Raw genomic sequence first — 20,714 nt, 5'->3', positions numbered from 1 at the left:
TACCGCTTCGTCGTTTCAGAATGGGCGTAATACTACTCAAACACAGCCCAAACTGGTGCGTGATCGGACGGCTTTTCCATTGTACGAATTTCAAGGTCAATACCTGTTTCAACACAACGCTCTGCCAAAGAGTGCGAAGCCAACACTAAATCAATGCGTAAGCCACGATTATCTTCAATCCCTTTTGAGCGATAATCAAACCACGAGAATTTATCATCAGCATTTGGATTCATTACTCGGAAGGTATCCACTAAACCATAAGAATGTAATCGCCCTAACCATTCACGCTCTTCAGGTAAAAATGAACATTTACCATCACGCAACCAGCGTTTACGGTTTTGCTCACCAATACCAATATCTAAATCGGTTGGGCTAATATTCATATCCCCCATTATGATAATTGGGTTTTCTGGGTTTAATTCTGTTTCTAAATAATGCTGTAAATCTGCATAGAATTTTTCTTTTGCAGGGAATTTAGTTTCGTGGCTACGGTTTTCGCCTTGTGGGAAATAACCGTTTAACACCGTCAATACCCCAAATGGCGTTTCAATATCCGCCATAATCATTCGTTTTTGTGCATCAGTATCATCTGTTGGAAAGCCTTTTCTCACAGCAAGTGGCTTTTCTTTGGTCAGTAATGCTACACCATAATGCCCTTTTTGCCCGTGATGAAAAACGTGATATCCCAAATGTGAAACTAAATCATAAGGGAAATCTTCATCCGCGACTTTAATTTCTTGTAAGCCGATGACATCAGGTTGATGTTTTGCAATCAGTGCTTCTAACTGGTGTGGTCTGGCTCGCAAACCATTGATATTAAATGAGATAAATTTCATTATTTGTCCTTTTCCGCCTGTGTAAAGCGGTCTGTTTTAGTGATTTTTTTGCAAGAGTTTACTCTACTGCTTTAAAATTGATGATGCCATTTTCGGTATAGTCATTCACATCATCTTCATCTTGTATTACGGGTGTAGTTGGAATTTCTGCTTTGTCAAAAGCAATATCCCCTTCAATGCCCTCAAGTACAGCACCACGCTGAATATTTTTAAAATCAAACAGTTTAGGATCACATAAATGAGATGGAGTTACATTTTGTAATGCACTAAACATTGTTTCAATTCTACCAGGATATTGACGATCCCACATTTGTAGCATTTCTTTAACGACTTGACGTTGTAAATTAGGTTGAGAACCGCATAAATTACAAGGAATAATCGGAAATGCTTTAGCCTGAGCGTATTTTTCAATATCTTTTTCTTTGCAGTACGCTAAAGGGCGGATCACAATTTGTTTACCATCATCACTAATCAATTTAGGTGGCATACTTTTCAATTTACCACCGTAAAACATATTCAGAAATAAGGTTTCTAACATATCATCACGATGATGCCCTAATGCGATTTTAGTCGCACCAAGCTCTGTGGCAGTACGGTATAAAATTCCTCTACGCAAGCGAGAGCAAAGCGAACAGGTTGTCTTCCCTTCGGGGATTTTCTCTTTCACAATGCCATAAGTATTTTCTTCGACAATTTTATATTCCACGCCAATGCTATTTAAGTATTCTGGCAAAATATGCTCTGGAAACCCCGGCTGTTTTTGGTCTAAATTTACTGCAACAATATCAAAATGAATAGGCGCGTTAATTTTTAAGTTCAGCAAAATATCCAATAATGTATAGCTATCTTTACCACCAGACAAACAAACCATTACCTTATCGCCATCTTCGATCATATTAAAATCTGCAATCGCATTGCCAACATTACGGCGTAAACGTTTTTGTAATTTATTTAAGTTATATGCAATTTTTTTCTCTTTTTGCGTGTTTTGTTGCGACTCTTGGTTCATAATGTGAAAAATTTCGTGTTGAGATATTCATAATTCGAAAAGCTCAACATAGTAAACGTTTCTTAGGCTTTTTCAAGTTTTTCACTCATTTAGGACAGAATAATGACAACTCAACGTATAATTATTGGGATTAGTGGTGCAAGTGGCTTTCAATATGGCTTTAAAGCCTTGCAATTATTAAACCAAATTCCCCATATTGAAACGCATTTGGTGATGTCTAAAGGGGCGGAACTCACTCGCCAATATGAAACACAGATTTCCGCCGAAGCAGTGCTTGAGCTAGCTGACGTAGTTCATCACAGTGAAAATGTGGCTGCGAGTATTTCAAGCGGTTCATTCAAAACGTTGGGAATGTTGGTTGCACCTTGTTCAATGCGAACTTTAGCTTCCATCGCTCACGGGTTTAGCGACAACCTGCTCTCTCGTGCGGCTGATGTTGTCTTAAAAGAACGCCGAAAATTAGTGTTAATGGTTCGAGAAACTCCATTACATCTCACCCATTTAGATAATATGCGAAAAGTGACAGAAATGGGCGGCATTATTTTCCCCCCTGTTCCAGCCTTATATCATCAACCGCAAAGTGTTGATGAAATTATTACCCATAGCGTTAGCCGAGCGTTAGATCAATTTGATTTAGCCATTGATATGCCACGTTGGGAAGGCAAATAAGAAAATCAGGTGCAAATTATGCAAAAAATCCCACCGCTTATTACAGCGTTTATCCAACAACAGCATATTGTTAGTTTGGCTTGCCAACATTTAGGGGAAATTTGGTGTGCCAACTGTTTTTATGTGTTTGATGAAGAGCTTTCTCGTCTCATTATTTTCACGAATCAAACTACACAGCACGGAAAATTGATGTTAGCTACCCCCCAAATTGTAGGCACGATTAGTCGTCATACCGAGAATATTCGAGAAATCGAAGGTATTCAATTTAGCGCAACAGCTCAACTGTTAGACGATAAATTAGAAAAGCAACAAGCAATTTTAGCTTATACTGCTAAATTCCCCGTTGCTAAATTGATGAAGAGTGATGTGTGGGAAATTCGCCTAGATTTTATCAAACACACCACAAATAAATTGATGTTTGCTCAAAAAACAATTTGGCAGAGAGAAATTACCTAAGGGTTATTCGCAATAATAACTGCTCGTTTGGGAGCTGGATAGCCTTCGATTGTTTTAGAATGGTCGTTCGGGTCTAAAAAGTCGATTAAGGACTCATTTTCTAACCAATCGGTTTTGCGTTGTTCTTCTAATGTCGTAATCGCTTCATCAACACAACGCACATTTTTAAAGCCAACTTTTTCCAACCAGTTGATTAAGGCTGCCACAGACGGAATAAAATAGACATTTTTCATTTTGGCATAGCGGTCTGCTGGCACAAGCACATCATTCACACCACCATCGATCACTAACGTTTCTAACACCAATTCTCCACCTTTTACGAGTTGATTTTTGAGTTGTGAAAGATGGTCTAGGGGCGATTTACGATGATATAGCACACCCATTGAGAATACAGTATCAAAAGCGTGTAGCGGTTGCATTTGTTCTATACCAAGTGGAATTAAATTTGCTCGTCTGTCGTTATTTAGCAATTTTCTGACCGCTTCAAACTGGCATAAAAACAGCTCTGTTGGGTCGATTCCTACTACCATTTTGGCACCTTCACCCACCATTCGCCACATATGGTAACCACTTCCGCAGCCAACATCTAAAATAGTTCGGTCTTTCAGAGGGGATAAATGAGGTAAAACACGATCCCATTTAAAATCAGAACGCCACTCACAGTCGATATGTACACCATACAAATGATATGGCCCTTTACGCCAAGGCATAAGTTGTTTGAGATGATAAACTAAGCGTTGAGTTTCCCCCTCGCTTAATGGCGAATCTAATTTTGCCTCAACCTTTTCTCGCAAATCAATTTCAGCGGGATAATTTGGTAAAAAACTCACAATTTTTGCCCATTTCGCATAATCACCGTGAGTCTGTTTCTCCCACTGTTTCAGTTGTAAAGGAAGTGTTTCAAGCCAAGCTGAAAGTGAAGTAGTTGCAATTTGTTGATAAAAAGGGCGAAAATCGATCATAAATCTCTAAAATAATGTATCTAAAGGAATAAAAGCGGTGCGATTCTAACGAAAATTGACAAATCCTGCAAAATAAAAAATGGCTAGTGGTTAGCCAGCCAAAGATTTTGAATAAAATTTGGATCTAAAACAGATCCCTGCCAAATATTTTACAGTTTGCGAATTAACCCTTCTTGTTGATAACTAGCTAACAACTTACCATCTTTATCAAACACCTCTCCCCTAGTGAGCCCTCTAGCCCCAAAAGCATTTGGGCTTGTGAGAGAGAAAAATAACCCATCATTCCAATTGATTGGGCGGTGAAACCAGATACTGTGGTCAATAGTGGCAATTTTCAGCCCTTGTTGCATAAAACCACATTCATGGGGGTGTAACATCGTTAAAATACAGTGGAAATCACTGAAATAAGCCAATAAACATTGATGTAGTCGATAATTATCTACGGGAACAACTCCGTTTGTTTTTACCCAAAGTTCTTGTTTTGGTGGAAGTTTATGCCCATTAAAAGGGTCGTTTGGGTATTTGATACGCACATCAAATGGACGTTCTGCAGAAAATTTTTCTCTCAAGGGCGAAGGTAACATCAACGCTAAAGATTGAATTAAATCATTCTCCGAATAAAAACTTTCAACATCAAAATGTGGCATTGTAATTTGATGTTCAAAACCACTTTCTTGATTCTGAAAAGATGCCATCACACGACAAATAATCTCGTTATGCTGCTTGGCATTGATAGTTACTAGCGTGAAATTATTACCTTCTCGCAAAATTTCAGTTTCATAGATAATAGGGTATGCAGCATCTCCCGCTCTTATAAAATAAGTATGGCAAGAATGTAGCTCTCGGCCATTTTCTACCACTTGCATTGCAGCCATTAACGATTGTGCAACAACTTGTCCACCAAATACTTGGGGGAAACCTAAATCTTCACTTTCGCCACGAAAAAGCCCATCATCTAAACGCTCTAACGTCAATAATTGAATAAGATGTGAAAGTGCCGAATGTGTTGTTGGCATAGACATAAGAACTCCTAAATATATTGATGAGAAATTGCTGTCAATTTAAACGGTTTGATCTGTTTTGCAAAAATTTAACGCAATCAAACCGCTTATTTTGCTTTTTACTTGTCTTTTCAAAGATAAAAATCTATAATCCGAACCCTTACATCGCTAGATGTAATCCTATGGGGCGTTTTTGGTTCCTCGCAATGGTGTTCAGTTTACTTGGTCAGGTTCGGAAGAAAGCAGCCAGAATTGAAATTTCTGTGTGCCGAGATTTAGCTGAAAACGCCCCACCTTTTTTGCCTAAAAAGCGATTGTCTGTTTTAACATTGAATCCCATCACTTGTTTATCCATAACATAAAATCTGCAACAGTATGGAAAGAACCAAACACTAAAACAATGTCCTCACGACCTGCTTGCAAAAATGCGCTTTCAGTTGCTTGAGCAACGCTATTGAAACTGACTGCATTAGCATTAGGCAATACATTATGCAATTTTTCAAGTACCTGTTCGCCACGCTGACCACGATAGCCCTCTAATCCTGCACAATACCATTTATCCACTAAAGTCGATAACGGCTCCACAATACCAGATAAATCTTTATCAACTAATACACTAAATACGGCATATAGTTTTGATTGTGGTTGTTTTAACGCTTGTAACCGCTCTGCTAAATAACGTGCTGCGTGTGGATTATGCCCCACATCAACAATCACTTGGGCAAGCGGTGGTTTTCGTGAAAATTTTGCAAAATCCTGCTGAGTTAGCGTTTGAAAACGCCCTACCATTTGCGTTTCCACAATACTTTGTTGCAAAATCTCATTGGTTATTGCAAAAGGCAATTGCGTAAGCACTGCAACCGCTGTTGCACAATTTGGCACAGGAATTTTTGGCAGTGGTAAATCTAGATTTGCATTTGCAGACTGCCAATGTAAGCGGTTGGTTTCGACAGAAAATTTCCAATCAACATCTCGGCGAGAAATTTGGCAATTCAAACTATTTGCATATTGTAAGATACTTGCTGGGCAATCAGGTTCGCCAATCACCACTGGAATATTTTGACGGAAAATGCCTGCTTTTTCTCTCCCTATCACTTCTCTATCGTTGCCTAGAAATTCAATATGGTCAATATCAATGGACGTAATCACTGCAAAATTAGGATCCACGATATTTGTCGCATCTAAACGCCCACCCAATCCTACTTCCAAAATCGCAACATCTAGTTTAGCTCGGCGAAATAGATCAAATGCCGCTAAAGTCCCAAACTCAAAATAAGTTAAAGACTGTGATTTATGCTGTTCAATATAATCAAAGGTTTGAATAAAATCCGCATCGCTTACTGGTTGCCCTTGAATTCTCACACGCTCATTGTAATGAATTAAATGTGGCGAGGAATAAACACCGACACGCAACCCCGCTTTTAAGAGTGCTGTTTCGAGTAATTTACAGGTTGAACCTTTGCCATTTGTACCAGCAACAGTAATGACATAAGGTGCTGGATTAAGTAAATTTAACTTTAACGCAACATCACGAATACGCTCAAGCCCCATATCAATGGGTTTGAAATGGCTTTTTTCTAAATAGGAAAGCCACGTTTCCAATGAATCCGTGGCTTTTGGTGAAGTTAATGTTGTCATTTATGCTTCTTCTGACTGTACTAATTCTTCTGATTGAATTTCTTCAGCTTCAACCAACTCGCCTGTTTTAAATGGCGTTGGTTGATTCGTTAATTTAGCAACTAAACGAGTTAGCGTATCACGCATATCTTTACGATGAACGATCATATCAATCGCCCCTTTCTCAAGGAGAAACTCACTACGTTGGAAACCTTCTGGTAATTTCTCACGCACTGTTTGTTCAATAACACGTGGCCCAGCAAAACCAATCAACGCTTTTGGCTCAGCAATGTTAATATCGCCTAGCATAGCCAAACTTGCAGATACACCACCTAAGGTTGGGTCTGTCAATACCGAAATGAAAGGTACACCCTTTTCACGCATTTTTGCTAATACCGCACTGGTTTTTGCCATTTGCATTAACGAGAAAAGAGCTTCTTGCATACGAGCACCACCCGATGCCGAGAAACAGATGAAAGGCACATTATGTTCTAAGGCATATTCTGCGGCACGCACAAATTTCGCCCCAACAACAGATCCCATCGATCCACCCATAAATTCAAAGTTAAAAGACGCAGTTACTACAGGCATATCATACAACTTACCCGTAATCACGATGAACGAATCTTTTTCTCCCGTTTGTTTTTGAGCGGCAGTTAAACGATCTTTATATTTTTTGAGATCTTTAAACTTCAAAATATCTTGTGGTTCAAGATCAGCGGCAAGTTCTTCTGTCGAACCTTCATCTAATAATGTGATTAGACGAGTACGAGCATCAATACGCATATGATGCTCACATTTTGGACAAACTTGCATATTGCGTTTTAATTCTTCGGTATATAACACCTGCTCACAACTTGTGCATTTTGTCCAAACACCTTCTGGAATTTTTGACTTACTTGTTGAAGATGAAGATGTTCTACCTAAGATTTTTTCAATCCAACTCATTTTTACACCTTATTTTGTGTTGAGAAAATTGCCTGTATTAAAGCACAAAATTGCTTTTTTGGGTATGGAAAAAATCGAAAATGTGACTACTCCGACAAGAATAGATAATTTTGTAAATTTTCTTCAAGAACAGACCGCTTGACACTTGCTAAAAAGTCAAATTAGTCGTATAAAATAACAATTTTGCAACACAACTCAATGAGGAAATCTAATGTCTATGTTTAGTCATATTCAAGCAGCACCTGCCGATCCAATTTTAGGTTTAGGCGAAGCATTCAAAGCTGAAACTCGTGCTGAAAAAATCAATTTAGGTATCGGTGTTTATAAAGACGCCAAAGGTCAAACCCCGATTGTTAAAGCAGTAAAAGAGGCAGAGACTCGTTTACTCGCGAATGAAAATACCAAAAACTATTTAACCATTGATGGTATTGCGGATTTCAATAAACAAACCCAAGGACTACTTTTTGGTGAAAATGCCGATGTGATTACATCTGGTCGTGCAAAAACCGCTCAAAGTTTAGGTGGAACAGGGGCATTACGCATTGCAGCCGAATTTATTAAACGCCAAACTAGTGCAAAAAATGTGTGGATTTCAACACCAACTTGGCCAAACCACAATGCTATTTTTAATGCGGTGGGTATCAATATTAAAGAATACCGTTACTATAACAAAGAAACAAAAGCGTTAGATTGGGATAATCTCCTTGCCGATCTTAGCCAAGCTGAAGCTGGCGACGTTGTCTTACTACACGGTTGCTGCCATAACCCAACAGGGATCGACCCAACACCTGAACAATGGCAAACATTAGCAAATCTTTCTGCTGAAAAAGGTTGGTTACCATTATTTGACTTCGCTTACCAAGGTTTCGCAAACGGTTTAGAAGAAGATGCGTTCGGTTTACGCACATTTGCTAAAAATAATCCTGAGCTTTTAGTAGCAAGTTCATTCTCAAAAAACTTCGGTTTATATAATGAGCGTGTGGGTGCATTTACCCTTGTTGCAAAAGATGCTGAAACAGCAAATAACGCATTCAGCCAAGTTAAATCAATTATTCGTGTACTTTACTCTAACCCGTCATCTCACGGTGCAAGTGCAGTGGCCACAGTATTAGCTGATCCAGCATTAAAAGCAAATTGGATTGCAGAATTAGCCGAAATGCGTAACCGTATTAAAGAAATGCGTGCTAAATTCGTTCAGCTTTTAAAAGAGAAAGGGGCAACACAAAACTTTGATTTTATTATTGCTCAAAACGGTATGTTCTCTTTCAGTGGTTTAAGCCCTGAACAAGTGGATCGTTTACGTGATGAATTTGCTATTTATGCGGTTCGTTCAGGCCGTATCAATGTGGCTGGTATTACTGAAGATAATATCGACCGCTTATGTGAATCTATCGTAAAAGTCCTATAATCTTCGATTATTCAAGCCACCTTTAGCTTTAAGGTGGTTTGAATATCAGCATAACTACTCTACTTTTCTCCCTTTCAATAATTGACGTATCCAACTCCGATTTGGGCTAAGTGCGTGTAAAATGTCTTGGCTTATCGGCAAAGGCTCTTTGCAAATTTGGCTTGCCAGTAATTCCCCTAGTAATGGTGCGGTAGTTAGCCCACGAGAGCCGAGACCAGCAATTAAATAAAGATTTGTGTAATTTTCCGCCTGTTTAAGAGGTTCTTTACGGCGAAGTTGATTATACAGATTCTGAAATTGTCTTTTTTGTTCCGCAAAATGAGGTACTGAACCAACCATTGGCACTCGATCACGAAAAGCAGCCCGAATCCCGACTTTTCCTTTATTCTCAGAATTGTCGATATTCAATGTCCAATCACAAGCGGTTAGATTTTGCTGAAGTTTTGCAATATTTTGCTGATGTTCAGCCAAACTAAATGCCATATCCGCATTATCTCGTAAATGGCTTGCACCAATGCAATGGGTTTCAGATGCAGATACTGGCGTAAGGTAACCGTCATAACACACTACACATTTTAAGGCGCTTAATGCCGTATTGGTTGGCACTTGACTAACTTGCCCACGTACAGGATAAAGTGGAATGCCATCTGTTTGTTTAAAGGTTTTCAGCTGGTGTCCATTAGCCAGAACCACAACCGAATGACGAAATACTTCTCCACCTTGTTGCCACTGCCACGCATTTTGTTGCCAAGTTAATTCCGTCACCTGATGATTTAAAAATAGTTTTAAGCCTTTGTTTTGTAAATAAGCAATCCCATTTTGTACGAGCTGAATCGGTGAAAGCCAGCCGCCTTGTGAAATAAAAGCCCCGCCATTTTGAACAGGCAAACCAATTTTTTCACTCAGCTTTTTTGCATCATAAAGCTGATAAAGTGAATGATCCCAATCTTGCTGCGCCATTTTTGCTAATTTTTGTGCTGTTTTTTCGTTATACGCATAAAGAGCCACCCCTGTAAATTGATGCTCAAACTCCACCGCTTGTGCGAGTTTTTTTAAACGTTGTAAGGCATAATCAAAGCTATGCACATAAAAACGAACATTTCGCTCATCGTCATCACTTAATTGGGGATAAATTGCCCCTTGTTGATTACCCGACGCATTTTGAGCCACTTGTTCATCTTGGCAATATAAAGTAACTTTTTTACCTTTTTCTAACAGTGAATATGCAAGAAATAAACTTGCAACACCGCCACCAATAATAGCAATATCATCACAACTAGCAGAATGGTTAGGGTAAAAATAAGGATACTGTGAAATTGCTGATAGGCTTTCTTGCGGTTTTTCGCCCCATAGCATTTCTCGCTTTTTGCCAAAACCCTTGCGTTTCTTCACATCAAAACCAACCGCTTGCAACCCTTTTCGTACTGCACTTGAGGCAGTAAATGTCGCAAAACTTCCGCCATTTTGTGTTAAACGAAACATTGCTTGATATAGCCCTGTGTTCCACATTTCTGGATTTTTATCTGGTGAAAAACCATCTAAAAACCAACAATCGACTAAACCGTTATAACTATCACCTAGCTGCTCCAAATTTTCCGCCATTTCGCCAAACCAAATATCTAAATAGACTTGTTCAAAATGGTAACGCTGACAACCAACTTGACGAGGTTGCCAATAAGCGGTGAGTTGCTGAGAAAGTTTTGCAAATTGTGGGTAAAGTTGATGAATATCGGCTAATTGATTTGCCGTTAATGGAAATTTTTCAAAAGAAATAAAGTAGAGCCGTTTTAATGGAGAATCAGGATGTTCCTGTTGAAATTGTTGAAATTTTTCGGCAACCGCTAAAAAATTTAACCCTGTACCAAAGCCCGTTTCCGCAATGATAAATGCAGATCTTGTATGATCCTGCCATTTTTGCCAAAGTTGATTGCCTTCTTGAAAAACATAATAGCTTTCTGCCAAGCCGTCTTGAGTAGAAAAATAAATATCGTCAAATTGTTCTGAAACGGGAGTTTGCGTTGCATTAAACGCCAAAGATGCAAAAGTGAGTTTAGCCATAAGTGAATAAAGCAATAAAAAGAAAGAGCGTCAAATGACGCTCTCATTGAAAATGTTTAATTTAGAAAATATTGATTGCAAACGTCACAATCATACCTAAAGCAAGTGCAACCACTAACATAGAATAACCAAAAGTACCCATACCATCTCCTTCAACATAATAAATAATCATCCTATTTTAAAAGGATTTACTAAAAATGCAATGCAAGCGGTGATTTTGTTTTAGCATTTTGCAAAATTGGCTATAATGGCTCAATTTTTTATGGTGAGGAATTTTGAATGGCTACGATTAAAGATGTTGCCAAACTAGCGGGCGTGTCCACTACGACAGTCTCTCACGTGATCAATAAAACACGTTTTGTATCAGAAGATACCACAAAAATTGTTTGGCAAGCTGTCGGTGAATTAAATTATTCACCAAGTGCCGTTGCTCGTAGTTTAAAAGTGAATACGACTAAATCAATTGGCATGATCATCACAACCAGCGAAGCTCCCTATTTCGCTGAAATCGTATTAGCAGTGGAAGAATACTGTTATCAGAAAGGCTATTCATTATTTCTCTGTAATACACAAAACCAGTCAGAAAAAATTCAAAACCATTTAGATATGCTGGTTAAAAAACGAGTCGATGGTATTTTGGTAATGTGTTCAGAATATACTGACAATTCATTTTCACTCTTTAACGGCACAAATGTGCCAATGGTGGTAATGGATTGGGGTCCAAACGACGGACAAAGTGATCGTATTCAAGACCATAGCTTTGATGGTGGCTATATGGCAACTCAGTATTTAATTGAAAATGGACATCGTGATATTGCAATCATTACGGGCGATTTGTTTAAAACTATCTCAAAAGCTCGCTTTGATGGCTTCGTTAAAGCGATGACAGATGCAGGGTTGCTTATCCGAGATGAGTGGATTTGCGAAAATGATTTTGAACCTGAAGCTGGCTACGAAAGTATGAATAATTTACTTAAACAAGAAAAACTGCCTACGGCGGTTGTTTGTGCTTGTGATGTCGTGGCTTTAGGTGCAATTTCTGCAATCACAGAAAAAGGCTTATCTGTCCCGCAAGATATTTCGATCATTGGTTACGATAATATTCATAACTCGCGTTTCTATGCGCCGCCACTTACCACTATTCATCAATCTAAAACACGCTTAGGGCAGATGGCATTAGATTTACTGCTTGAGCGTATTGAACATAATGAACAAAGTCACGAGCCTAAGGTCTTAGAATTTTACCCTGAGCTCGTTGTGCGCAGTTCTGTCCGAAACCTAAATCAATAAGAGGAATTGTAATGGAATTACTAATTGAATTTTTCAGTAGCTATGGCTACTTTGCTGTATTTTTTGTGCTGTTAATCTGTGGATTTGGCGTACCTATTCCTGAAGATATTACCCTTGTATCAGGTGGTGTAATCTCTGGCTTAGGTTACACAAACGTACATTGGATGCTTGTCGTCAGTATGATTGGTGTATTAGTTGGCGATAGCACAATGTATTGGCTTGGACGCATTTATGGTGAAAAAATCCTAAAATTCCCACTTATTCGCAAAATTGCCACGCCAGAACGATTTGCAACAGTACAAGATCGCTTTGAAAAAGAAGGTTGGAAACTCTTATTTGTTGCCCGTTTTTTACCTGGGCTTCGAGCGGTGGTTTATTTAGTATCAGGCATTACTCGCAAAGTGACTTTTACTCGTTTTGTTTTAGTCGATTTCTTTGCTGCAATTATTTCTGTTCCAATTTGGGTCTATTTAGGCGACTTCGGAGCAAAAAATTTAGATTGGTTACACGCTCAAATTCAGAAAGGACAAATGGTAATTTGGGTTATTTTAATTATTGGTGGAATTTTTGTATTTTGGAAATGGAAAAAGAGCCGTAAAGCCAAATCGGTAGATAGCCCAACGCAAAATACAGATAATCAACCTTAATTGATAACAAAATTCAAACAATGCTCTGCATTTCAACAAATTAGACTACACTAACTAAAATAGTTGCTAATAATGCTCTCTTCCCTTTATTAGCAGCTTTTTTTACAAAATCAATTATAGACAATACCTCACTTCATTTCTTTATTCCATTATGATGAGTTAATTGGTAAAAATCTCTAATAATGTAAATGGTAAACGTTACCAAAGAATAGCATTTGTAGCAGGGAAATTATAAGCAAAACCCCAAATTTGATTGTCTCGATCATTCATCCAAAGACAATGACAAGCAATCTATTTGAGCATTGGATCAAAAAGATACGATTGCAATCGTTACTTAGAAAATACTTGATTTCATCGAATAGAAAGATTGTAGGCGTTTGTCAATGTGTAACAGAAAAACGTCTGTAATCATCAAGAAATGACTTAGAAGTTATTTATCTAAGTTAAAAGGTATGGAAGAGGGATTAATGTTTATTTTGATAGAAATTAAATACTATCAGCATATCAATAAAAAACAGGGCAAACATTACGTTTGCCCTGTTACTGTCAATTAGCTAATTCCAGTGATTACCAGAATACGCGTAAACCTACACCGATATTGTTTTCTGATGTTTTAGTTTTGATTGCTTTATTACCTTCATAAGCTGTAGTTGTTACTTTACCTACGCCACCTTCAACATAAGTAAACACATTTTTATGCACTTGGTAAGATGAACCTAACATAAATTTGTGGAATACATCTTTAGATACTGTTACGTTGTTAGCTTTATCCTTAGATACGCCATAGCCGTAGTTACCATATACTGCAACAGCTGGAGTTACTTGATACTTAGCACCAACACGGAAACCGTTGAAACGATCTTTATCTTTACCTTCCTTAACAAAAGAGCCTGCATAGTCTGCCGCTAATGTTAAAGCATCAACACTATAAGATGCACCAAATGCCCAAGCATCTTTATGATGTTTATTTTTTGTATCAGTTACAAAATTATCACGAGTATAACCTGCTGCTACTGTTGCTGATTGGCCTTCGGCAACTTTCAACTCATAAACAACACCAGCACCATAACCTGATTTTAATTTACCTTTTTTAACTTCGCCGTTTTCATCACGATCTTCTGCAAAACGATAATCTACACCAACATGTAAACCTTCTACGCCTTTATAGTCATAACGAACAACAGATTTACCTGCACCTGTTAAAGTGCTATCAAATACACCATAAGCATTATCAAAACCTGCTTGTGTAATATCATCACCAATAGTTACTTGGCGACCAAAAGACACTTCACCATACTGTTTGCTACCAATACCAACATAAGCACGATGTGCATATAAATCACCGAATTGATCCGTTGACTTCGCTCTGTCACCGCCATTAAAACGGAATTCTAAACGACCGAACGCAAATAAATCATCGCCAAGAGTATGTTTTGCTTTTACACCGAAACGTGAACCATCATTATGTAAGTTTGTGTGTGCACGTTTTGTAGTTTTATTATCTGTTTTAGATTTTTCGTTATCTAAACGTAAACGGATAGAACCATCAAAATCTACTTTTGTACCTTCATTTTCATAAACAGTTAATGCTGAAGCTGAAGTTGCGAATGCTGTTACTGCTAATGCTACTAGTGTTTTTTTCATAGTGTTCACCTTAAATTTATTTTAGTTTCGTCAAATTACTCTCGTTAAGGTATAAGAGTAATGGCCAAGTACACCATTTACATCCATTGTCAATTTGGGTAAATGCTGATTGCGAGCGCATATTGTCAGAATAGCGATAAAGTGTCAATATCTAGGGAACTTTTTTTATGATAAAAAATTCACTTAAAAAACAATAGTTTAAAAAGACTCACTTCACATAGAGTAAAAAATCATTTTGAGCTGAGAATTACTTCATAATTTTATCCCCATGTAAATCATTGATAAATAATATTTTTTTATTAAATTATAATTTCAAAGAAAAGTTCAAAAAAAATGTGAGCTATTTCACAATTTGAGAAAATAGCTACAATTTTGAGTGTTATTTAATCAAAAATAATGAATTACAAATATATTTTTCTTGTTTATAATTATCAGAAATCCAACAAAACCGATGTATTTATGACAGATTTTACCCTTGCCATTCAGCAGCAGTGCCAAATCTTTTCCCCTTTTTTAGCAAATAAAGTGGAAATTTCATCGGATATTTTTACGCTTTCTAAAGGCAAAGTGAGTGATTTTGTGCAAGAAATACTCCACACTTGTGAATTGATCAATCAGCAAAGTAACCTATCTTATGTCGAGATTTATACTCAACGTTTAGTACAGCAATTTGATACCTTAAAGAAGGTGGTTGATAGGTGTTGTCAAGTGGAAAGCGAATCTGCCCCCCATTTCAAAAGCAAATACCGATTTGCAAAAAATTTGCATAAACTGCCCGCTTCACAACAGATTATCGAATATCAAAAAATTCATCGAGCATTAAACGAGAAATTGAGCTGGTTATTTGAGTTAAATCATCAAACTGTCGATGTCCAGAAAAAATTATCTATTCAAACCCAAATAAAAGAAACGGAATATCGTATTCAGAAGTGCCTAGAAAAATTAGCTGAATTGAATGATTAGCCATTAACTCGTTATAAAAACGGATTTTGTAAACAAAAAGTTGCTAATAAAGGCAGGAGAGCATTATTAGCAACTATTTTGGCTTATATGCCCAGTTTTATGGTAAGCAAATTCAAAATATGCCTACCATATATTTTGACTATCTAATTGATATCATAGGCTTCTGTATAAGGAATAATTCCTCGTTTAAGCATTTTTGAAACTCCGCTATTGTAATTATTACCAAAGCGTAATTCAAAATTAATACCAAAACGATTGTCATAATAGAAATCTCTGATGGTATCTGATTTACCTGTTGGCGTTGCAACTAAGCGTCTTGCAGTGTAAAGAGATACATTCCAGCAGCAAGTGTTATATGTAATGCCTAATTGACTTTCTACTGGTTTTTTCAACGCTATATCGTGATAGTGAGATGCCATTATTCCTACTTTGTCTGTCACTTCCCAGCCTATCACTGCACCAACTTGTTTAATATCTTGACCATAACGGTTGGCACTTAAGTTTTGATCAATATAGTTCCGGCTTGCGTAACGGTAGTTGAGCTGCACAAGGTTATTCTGCTTAAATTTATATTGTAGCGATGTATTGGCTAATGCAGTTTTATTTAAACGAGTATCATATTGGTAAGAACCGTGCCAATTCCATTTCGTATGGAACTTCCAGTTTGATTCTAATGATAAAGATGACGAACGTTTAGTCGTGCTGTTGACAGAAATATTATCAATCTTAGAAGGCGACAAATAATAGATTTGTCCTGCACTAAAGTTAAATACTTCACTACCCGTCTGGTTGTTAAAGAAACGAGTTGTTCCACCCACGGTAATTTGGTTTGCAGACGCAATTCGGTCTAAGCCACTATAACGGCGATCATTAAAAAGTGAAAAATAATCTTGCTGTAATAGTGCAGAGTCATAACCTAACCCTAAACTTTGCTGACGTTGCGAACCAATGTTTGATTGGTCTTTATAAGGGCGATAAAGATACTGAATTCGTGGTTCTAAAACTTGGTCAAAACCATCAAAAAGATTTCTTTTTGCTTCTAATGTTGTCTTCAAGTCTAATTTAAATTGTGGTAATACACGCGTTACGTTACGCTGAATATCTTCAGCACTTGAATTTTCGCCCTTTTTCTGAAGGTATTGCGTTGCATATAATTTGGTTTCTAAATTAATGCTCCCAAAACGATTTGCAAATGGAAAATTCATTGCAGGCTCTGCGTGAAAACGCCAAGCTGTTGGCATTATTTTACTATCATTAGCAAAATATGACGCTTGCCCAAAGAAGGAGAAATCCCCATTTTTTACTAGATCGTTTTTGTAATAATGGAAATCAATTTGTGGAAATACTCGATATGGCTTGCTACCTGAATCATCAAAGGTTTGGAATCGTTTGGCCGCAATTGAGATATTATAGTTTGGCTGATAGTAACCTAATTTGAAATTTTGGGTAGCATAACCATCGGTACTATTTCCATAATTTGATACAAAATCAGAGAAATAACGTCTATCACTTACTCTAGTGTAGTCTGCAGAAAAACGCCAGTTACTTGAGAAATTCACGGTATGTTGCCAAAAAAGTAAATGGCGAGATTTTTGTTTTTCCGTCCAAGCAGGTAAACGATCTTTCTGCATATACTCTGCCGCAAATTTACCTTCACCCAATTTTGTTAAGTAACGAAATTCGGGGCTAAGTTGCCAACCACGACGACTAAAATAGGTAGGAGTAAAGGTTGCATCCATATTCGGAGCAATATTCCAATAAAATGGTTGAGAATAGAAATAACCATCTCTGCTTGAATGTCCTGCATTTGGAATAAGTAACCCTGAACGGCGTCGATCACCAATTGGGAATTGTAAATAAGGCGAATAAAATACTGGCACACCTAAGACTTTAAATCTAGCGTGCCATAACTCTGCATATTCATCTTTAACGTGTTGAACCATTTCATTTGCTTCAATCGACCAAGACTCGTCATTTGGTAAACAAGAGGTAAAAGTCGCATTTTTCATTACACGTTGTTCATCTGTAACTGAAACATTCTGAGCTGTTCCACGACCTTGGCGACCAACTAATTGGTAATCGGCATTAGCCAAATTAGACTCTTTACTCATTAAGTTAATTGTCGCATCACGCCCTTTGGCATTGATAATATTGTCACGATAATCAAATGAACCTTGTAAATAAGCATAACGAGCATTATCACCATCTTGCTCCACTCGAACTTGCTCAGCTGATATCGTACGATTACCTTGCTGAATATTCACATCACCTGTGTAGGTTGCATCTTTAGGTTGATTGATTAAAGCGCTATCTGATTCAATATAGACAGGTAATTGTGTTTGATCACCTTTCACAACTTCGCCGTGAAATTGTGGAACACCAAGCAAACATTGTGCTTGTAAAGCATTGGTTGGTTTCTCTGTCTCTTTTTCTGCCATTGCATAATTGCTATAACAAGCCGTCATTACAGCAAGTGAAAGTAAATTGTAATGGTGCTGTTTCATATATCGTCCTATCATTTTGTGGAACAGCAAGCGGTCAGTTTTGCAAAAAATTTGACAAATCTCACCGCTTGTTTAATTAAATAATGCGTGAAAACTGTTGTCTTCTCGCTTGTTGTCTTGAATAAATATCAAAACACATACAGATATTACGGATCAGTAATCGTCCTTTTGGTGAAACTTTAATCCCTGTTTCGCCAATCTCCAATAAACCATCTTGTACTAATGGAGCAAGTAGTTCTAAATCTTCTTTAAAATAAGTTTTAAAATCAATTTGATACTCTTGCTCAAAAGGAACGTAATCTAATTTAAAATTACAAATAAGAGCTTTGATTACATCTCTGCGTAAACAGTCATCTTTTGTCATCGTAAGCCCTTTTTGCAAAGCAATCCCTCGATTTTCAACTTCAGCATAATACTGTTTTAGTTCTTTATGGTTTTGAGCATAACTATCGCCCAATAAACTAATCGCAGATACGCCCATTCCTAGTAAATCCGCATCTTCTTGAGTGGTATAGCCTTGGAAATTACGATGTAATACCCCTTGCTCTTGAGCAACCGCTAATTCATCATCAGGTTTGGCAAAGTGATCCATACCGATAAATTTATAACCTGCTTTGCCTAAGGTTTCGATTGTCTTTTGTAAAATATCTAACTTAGTTTGCGGTGGTGGCAACATTTCATCTTTAATTTTGATTTGAGCTGCAAATCGACTTGGTAGGTGTGCATAGTTAAACACACTCATTCGATCAGGATTAAGCTCAATCACTTTCTCTAATGTAAAGAGAAAACTTTCTACCGTCTGTTTTGGCAAGCCATAAATTAAATCAATGTTAGTAGAGGTAAAACCTAACTCTTTTGCTCGTTTCATCAAGGCAAATATAAAGTCTTCGTCTTGTTCACGATTAACGAGTTTCTGAACTTCTTTATTGAAATCTTGAATACCCATACTAATTCGGTTAAACCCGATTTGACGTAAGTGATCTAACATCTCCAACTCAATCTCACGCGGATCCATTTCAATACTAATTTCCGCATCTTCACTGACATCAAAATGTTTACGCAACATTGCCATTAAGCGAAGAGATTGATCTTCATCGAGATAAGTTGGCGTACCGCCACCCCAGTGGATTTGGGTTACTCGGCGATTTTTAAATAGCTCAGCACGATATTTAATTTCTTTCTCTAAATAATCTAAATAAATATCTACTTTATGCTGGTGGCGAGTAATAATTTTATTACAAGCACAGAAGTAGCAAAGTTTATGACAAAATGGAATATGTACATAAAGGGAAAGCGGTTTATCTGGGTAGCGTGCCGCGGCAATTCGGAAATCATCATCATTATAAGATTCATTAAATTCCAATGCCGTCGGGTAAGAAGTATAGCGTGGCCCAGATTGATTATATTTTTGAATGAGATTAAGATCCCAAATAATTTCTGACATTGATAACCTACTTCAACTCTTGTTTAAATTGCTCCATTTCAGCCAATAGCTGTTGGAGTTCTGTTTTAATCTGTTCAGCCAATTCCGCTTCTTTTGCTTCACGCTCTAAATCAAGCTTCATTCGTTCATTACGCTTAAGTGTTTTACGTTCTTCCAGAATAGGCATTGACTCCACCACTTGATATAACTCCCACATCGCAGGAAATTGAGATAATTTCTTGCCTAATACATCAAGTAAAGGCTTTATTCGTAAGACACCTTCGGAAAAATCACACTGTTCAACAAGCATTGCTCGAGCAATTACATCTATGCTCTCTAAAATATTAATATAACGAGCATTTTTCGCCTGTTTTAATTGCTTTTGCTGACGATTTAATTTCATCAATAATGAAATCGCATAACCCGCCATTGAGATAAGAATTAAAACAGCCAAAATAATTAAGAAAAAACGCATCATTGGTTAAACTCTACATTAGATGCTAATAAATTAGCGGAATTTATTTATATCCATTGTTTCAAATTGACGTAATAAAGCTTCAGAATCATCTTCTTCGTCTTCAATACCTAACTCTGTCATTAATTCGTGAACTCTATCTAAACATTCATCAACAAATTTTTGATCTTCGGCAGATAATGTTTTTCCTGCTTCCAAATCATCTAATAATTGATTTAGACATTCATTATTTTCTAACTGCTCTAATTCTAACTCGGGTGAAAGACGTGGTTTTTCCACTTCTAATATTACAGGTTTGATCGTTTTACCTTTTTCTGGCTGATTTACAAATTCCACCATCAAAGGAACTTTTTTACGGCTACCAATTCGAGGATCTTTAACTTCTTTTGCAACTGCTTTTTTCTGTTCTAGACCTTCGTTAGCACGAGAACCTGACGGCAACCCTTTATGTTTACGCTTTTTCTTTTCTTCACGAGCTTGTAGATCCAATTCATAACGGCTGGGTTTTCGGCTCTTTGAGGGGCTGGCTTTTTGCTGTTCAAAAGGTTTATCTGCTTTTCTTGCAGGCATAATATCGGTAATTCGACGTGTTTTTTTTGTACGACTCATAAGTCTTCTTCGGTTAATAAAAATAGTTGAGGATTGTACCACTAACTGCACCGAATGAAAATTGAGAATATGAAATGCTTTGAATGGTGAAATCTTTTATACGTATGTGAATAAAAATCTTGATAAAAATTACACTAACGCCATACGGTAGCAAGCTTTAGCACAAACTGTTGAACTATTAACTTAAAAACACAT

General features: G+C 37.3%; 18 protein-coding genes and 1 other RNA gene. 7 read left to right on the top strand and 12 right to left on the bottom strand.

Translation table 11 applies throughout. From position 1 onward, the window contains the following. Positions 1-32: 32 nt before the first annotated feature. On the bottom strand, positions 33-836 hold the full coding sequence (xthA, locus tag A1D26_RS06240; RefSeq protein ID WP_157403197.1) for an exodeoxyribonuclease III: 804 nt from the start codon (positions 834-836) through the stop codon (positions 33-35). 58 nt (positions 837-894) lie between these two features. Next, positions 895-1,845 (bottom strand): tRNA 2-thiocytidine(32) synthetase TtcA, encoded by a 951-nt coding sequence (gene ttcA, locus A1D26_RS06235; protein WP_157403196.1) that lies wholly within the window; start codon positions 1,843-1,845, stop codon positions 895-897. 102 nt (positions 1,846-1,947) lie between these two features. On the opposite strand from ttcA, the gene A1D26_RS06230 reads away from it, so the two are divergent. Both A1D26_RS06230 and A1D26_RS06225 read left to right on the top strand, forming a co-directional pair. Next, entirely contained in the window at positions 1,948-2,514 is a 567-nt protein-coding gene (locus tag A1D26_RS06230) for a UbiX family flavin prenyltransferase (protein ID WP_157403195.1), read from the top strand. Between the two features lie 18 nt (positions 2,515-2,532). Further along, positions 2,533-2,970, top strand: coding sequence for a PNPOx family protein (locus A1D26_RS06225; RefSeq protein ID WP_157403194.1), 438 nt, complete (start codon positions 2,533-2,535; stop codon positions 2,968-2,970). Here the strand turns inward: A1D26_RS06225 and cmoB are convergent. Together cmoB and A1D26_RS06215 are read right to left on the bottom strand one after the other, a co-directional pair. Then, on the bottom strand, positions 2,967-3,932 hold the full coding sequence (gene cmoB, locus A1D26_RS06220) for a tRNA 5-methoxyuridine(34)/uridine 5-oxyacetic acid(34) synthase CmoB (RefSeq protein WP_157403193.1): 966 nt from the start codon (positions 3,930-3,932) through the stop codon (positions 2,967-2,969). The genes A1D26_RS06225 and cmoB overlap by 4 nt on opposite strands. Positions 3,933-4,081: 149 nt before the next feature. Next, on the bottom strand, positions 4,082-4,954 hold the full coding sequence (locus A1D26_RS06215; protein ID WP_232516811.1) for an acyl-CoA thioesterase: 873 nt from the start codon (positions 4,952-4,954) through the stop codon (positions 4,082-4,084). A gap of 170 nt (positions 4,955-5,124) precedes the next feature. On the opposite strand from A1D26_RS06215, the gene ffs reads away from it, so the two are divergent. Continuing rightward, positions 5,125-5,221: signal recognition particle sRNA small type (gene ffs / locus A1D26_RS06210), an RNA gene on the top strand. Positions 5,222-5,272: 51 nt separating this feature from the next. Here the strand turns inward: ffs and folC are convergent. Then, a complete protein-coding gene (folC, locus tag A1D26_RS06205) occupies positions 5,273-6,571 on the bottom strand; it encodes a bifunctional tetrahydrofolate synthase/dihydrofolate synthase (protein ID WP_157403192.1) in 1,299 nt (432 codons plus the stop codon). After that, positions 6,572-7,498, bottom strand: a complete 927-nt coding sequence (gene accD / locus A1D26_RS06200) for an acetyl-CoA carboxylase, carboxyltransferase subunit beta (RefSeq protein WP_157403191.1) — start codon at positions 7,496-7,498, stop codon at positions 6,572-6,574. Positions 7,499-7,715: 217 nt separating this feature from the next. Here accD and A1D26_RS06195 point away from each other — a divergent pair, with 217 nt between their 5' ends. Next, positions 7,716-8,906: an amino acid aminotransferase gene (locus A1D26_RS06195; protein ID WP_198303133.1), complete on the top strand. Its 1,191-nt coding sequence runs from the start codon at positions 7,716-7,718 to the stop codon at positions 8,904-8,906. A 54-nt stretch (positions 8,907-8,960) separates the two neighbouring features. Here the strand turns inward: A1D26_RS06195 and mnmC are convergent, their stop codons facing one another. Beyond that, the gene (gene mnmC / locus A1D26_RS06190; RefSeq protein ID WP_157403189.1) at positions 8,961-10,964 is read right to left on the bottom strand and encodes a bifunctional tRNA (5-methylaminomethyl-2-thiouridine)(34)-methyltransferase MnmD/FAD-dependent 5-carboxymethylaminomethyl-2-thiouridine(34) oxidoreductase MnmC; all 2,004 of its coding nucleotides are present in this window, start codon (positions 10,962-10,964) and stop codon (positions 8,961-8,963) included. A 279-nt stretch (positions 10,965-11,243) separates the two neighbouring features. Between mnmC and purR the strand changes: the two genes are divergently transcribed. Then, positions 11,244-12,254, top strand: coding sequence for an HTH-type transcriptional repressor PurR (gene purR / locus A1D26_RS06185; RefSeq protein ID WP_157403188.1), 1,011 nt, complete (start codon positions 11,244-11,246; stop codon positions 12,252-12,254). A gap of 11 nt (positions 12,255-12,265) precedes the next feature. Then, positions 12,266-12,901: a DedA family protein gene (locus tag A1D26_RS06180; protein WP_157403187.1), complete on the top strand. Its 636-nt coding sequence runs from the start codon at positions 12,266-12,268 to the stop codon at positions 12,899-12,901. A gap of 567 nt (positions 12,902-13,468) precedes the next feature. Here the strand turns inward: A1D26_RS06180 and A1D26_RS06175 are convergent. Continuing rightward, a complete protein-coding gene (locus tag A1D26_RS06175; protein ID WP_157403186.1) occupies positions 13,469-14,545 on the bottom strand; it encodes a porin in 1,077 nt (358 codons plus the stop codon). A gap of 459 nt (positions 14,546-15,004) precedes the next feature. Here A1D26_RS06175 and priC point away from each other — a divergent pair, with 459 nt between their 5' ends. Then, positions 15,005-15,508 (top strand): primosomal replication protein PriC, encoded by a 504-nt coding sequence (gene priC, locus A1D26_RS06170; protein WP_157403185.1) that lies wholly within the window; start codon positions 15,005-15,007, stop codon positions 15,506-15,508. Between the two features lie 143 nt (positions 15,509-15,651). Here the strand turns inward: priC and lptD are convergent, their stop codons facing one another. The 4 genes from lptD to yihI all read right to left on the bottom strand — a co-directional run bounded on the left by lptD (position 15,652) and on the right by yihI (position 20,519). Further along, positions 15,652-18,012 carry an LPS assembly protein LptD gene (lptD, locus tag A1D26_RS06165; protein WP_157403184.1) on the bottom strand — a complete coding sequence of 787 codons (2,361 nt, stop codon included), beginning with the start codon at positions 18,010-18,012 and terminating at the stop codon, positions 15,652-15,654. Between the two features lie 76 nt (positions 18,013-18,088). Then, the gene (gene hemN, locus A1D26_RS06160) at positions 18,089-19,456 is read right to left on the bottom strand and encodes an oxygen-independent coproporphyrinogen III oxidase (protein WP_157403183.1); all 1,368 of its coding nucleotides are present in this window, start codon (positions 19,454-19,456) and stop codon (positions 18,089-18,091) included. Positions 19,457-19,463: 7 nt separating this feature from the next. Beyond that, positions 19,464-19,913: a DUF2489 domain-containing protein gene (locus A1D26_RS06155; protein WP_157403182.1), complete on the bottom strand. Its 450-nt coding sequence runs from the start codon at positions 19,911-19,913 to the stop codon at positions 19,464-19,466. Between the two features lie 30 nt (positions 19,914-19,943). Next, positions 19,944-20,519 carry a Der GTPase-activating protein YihI gene (yihI, locus tag A1D26_RS06150; protein ID WP_157403181.1) on the bottom strand — a complete coding sequence of 192 codons (576 nt, stop codon included), beginning with the start codon at positions 20,517-20,519 and terminating at the stop codon, positions 19,944-19,946. Positions 20,520-20,714 lie beyond the last annotated feature (195 nt).

It is taken from the genome of Ursidibacter maritimus (genome assembly GCF_009761395.1).
Classification (GTDB): domain Bacteria; phylum Pseudomonadota; class Gammaproteobacteria; order Enterobacterales; family Pasteurellaceae; genus Ursidibacter; species Ursidibacter maritimus.
Note: the sequence above shows the minus strand (reverse complement) of the source record. Positions and strands in the feature narration are given on the sequence as shown.

Bases quoted from the DNA above. Each gene is read 5' to 3' on its own strand.
- xthA (WP_157403197.1), bottom strand. From the start codon at position 836: ATGAAATTTATCTCATTTAATATCAATGGTTTGCGAGCCAGACCACAC.
- ttcA (WP_157403196.1), bottom strand. From the start codon at position 1,845: ATGAACCAAGAGTCGCAACAAAACACGCAAAAAGAGAAAAAAATTGCA.
- A1D26_RS06230 (WP_157403195.1), top strand. From the start codon at position 1,948: ATGACAACTCAACGTATAATTATTGGGATTAGTGGTGCAAGTGGCTTT.
- A1D26_RS06225 (WP_157403194.1), top strand. From the start codon at position 2,533: ATGCAAAAAATCCCACCGCTTATTACAGCGTTTATCCAACAACAGCAT.
- cmoB (WP_157403193.1), bottom strand. From the start codon at position 3,932: ATGATCGATTTTCGCCCTTTTTATCAACAAATTGCAACTACTTCACTT.
- A1D26_RS06215 (WP_232516811.1), bottom strand. From the start codon at position 4,954: ATGTCTATGCCAACAACACATTCGGCACTTTCACATCTTATTCAATTA.
- folC (WP_157403192.1), bottom strand. From the start codon at position 6,571: ATGACAACATTAACTTCACCAAAAGCCACGGATTCATTGGAAACGTGG.
- accD (WP_157403191.1), bottom strand. From the start codon at position 7,498: ATGAGTTGGATTGAAAAAATCTTAGGTAGAACATCTTCATCTTCAACA.
- A1D26_RS06195 (WP_198303133.1), top strand. From the start codon at position 7,716: ATGTTTAGTCATATTCAAGCAGCACCTGCCGATCCAATTTTAGGTTTA.
- mnmC (WP_157403189.1), bottom strand. From the start codon at position 10,964: ATGGCTAAACTCACTTTTGCATCTTTGGCGTTTAATGCAACGCAAACT.
- purR (WP_157403188.1), top strand. From the start codon at position 11,244: ATGGCTACGATTAAAGATGTTGCCAAACTAGCGGGCGTGTCCACTACG.
- A1D26_RS06180 (WP_157403187.1), top strand. From the start codon at position 12,266: ATGGAATTACTAATTGAATTTTTCAGTAGCTATGGCTACTTTGCTGTA.
- A1D26_RS06175 (WP_157403186.1), bottom strand. From the start codon at position 14,545: ATGAAAAAAACACTAGTAGCATTAGCAGTAACAGCATTCGCAACTTCA.
- priC (WP_157403185.1), top strand. From the start codon at position 15,005: ATGACAGATTTTACCCTTGCCATTCAGCAGCAGTGCCAAATCTTTTCC.
- lptD (WP_157403184.1), bottom strand. From the start codon at position 18,012: ATGAAACAGCACCATTACAATTTACTTTCACTTGCTGTAATGACGGCT.
- hemN (WP_157403183.1), bottom strand. From the start codon at position 19,456: ATGTCAGAAATTATTTGGGATCTTAATCTCATTCAAAAATATAATCAA.
- A1D26_RS06155 (WP_157403182.1), bottom strand. From the start codon at position 19,913: ATGATGCGTTTTTTCTTAATTATTTTGGCTGTTTTAATTCTTATCTCA.
- yihI (WP_157403181.1), bottom strand. From the start codon at position 20,519: ATGAGTCGTACAAAAAAAACACGTCGAATTACCGATATTATGCCTGCA.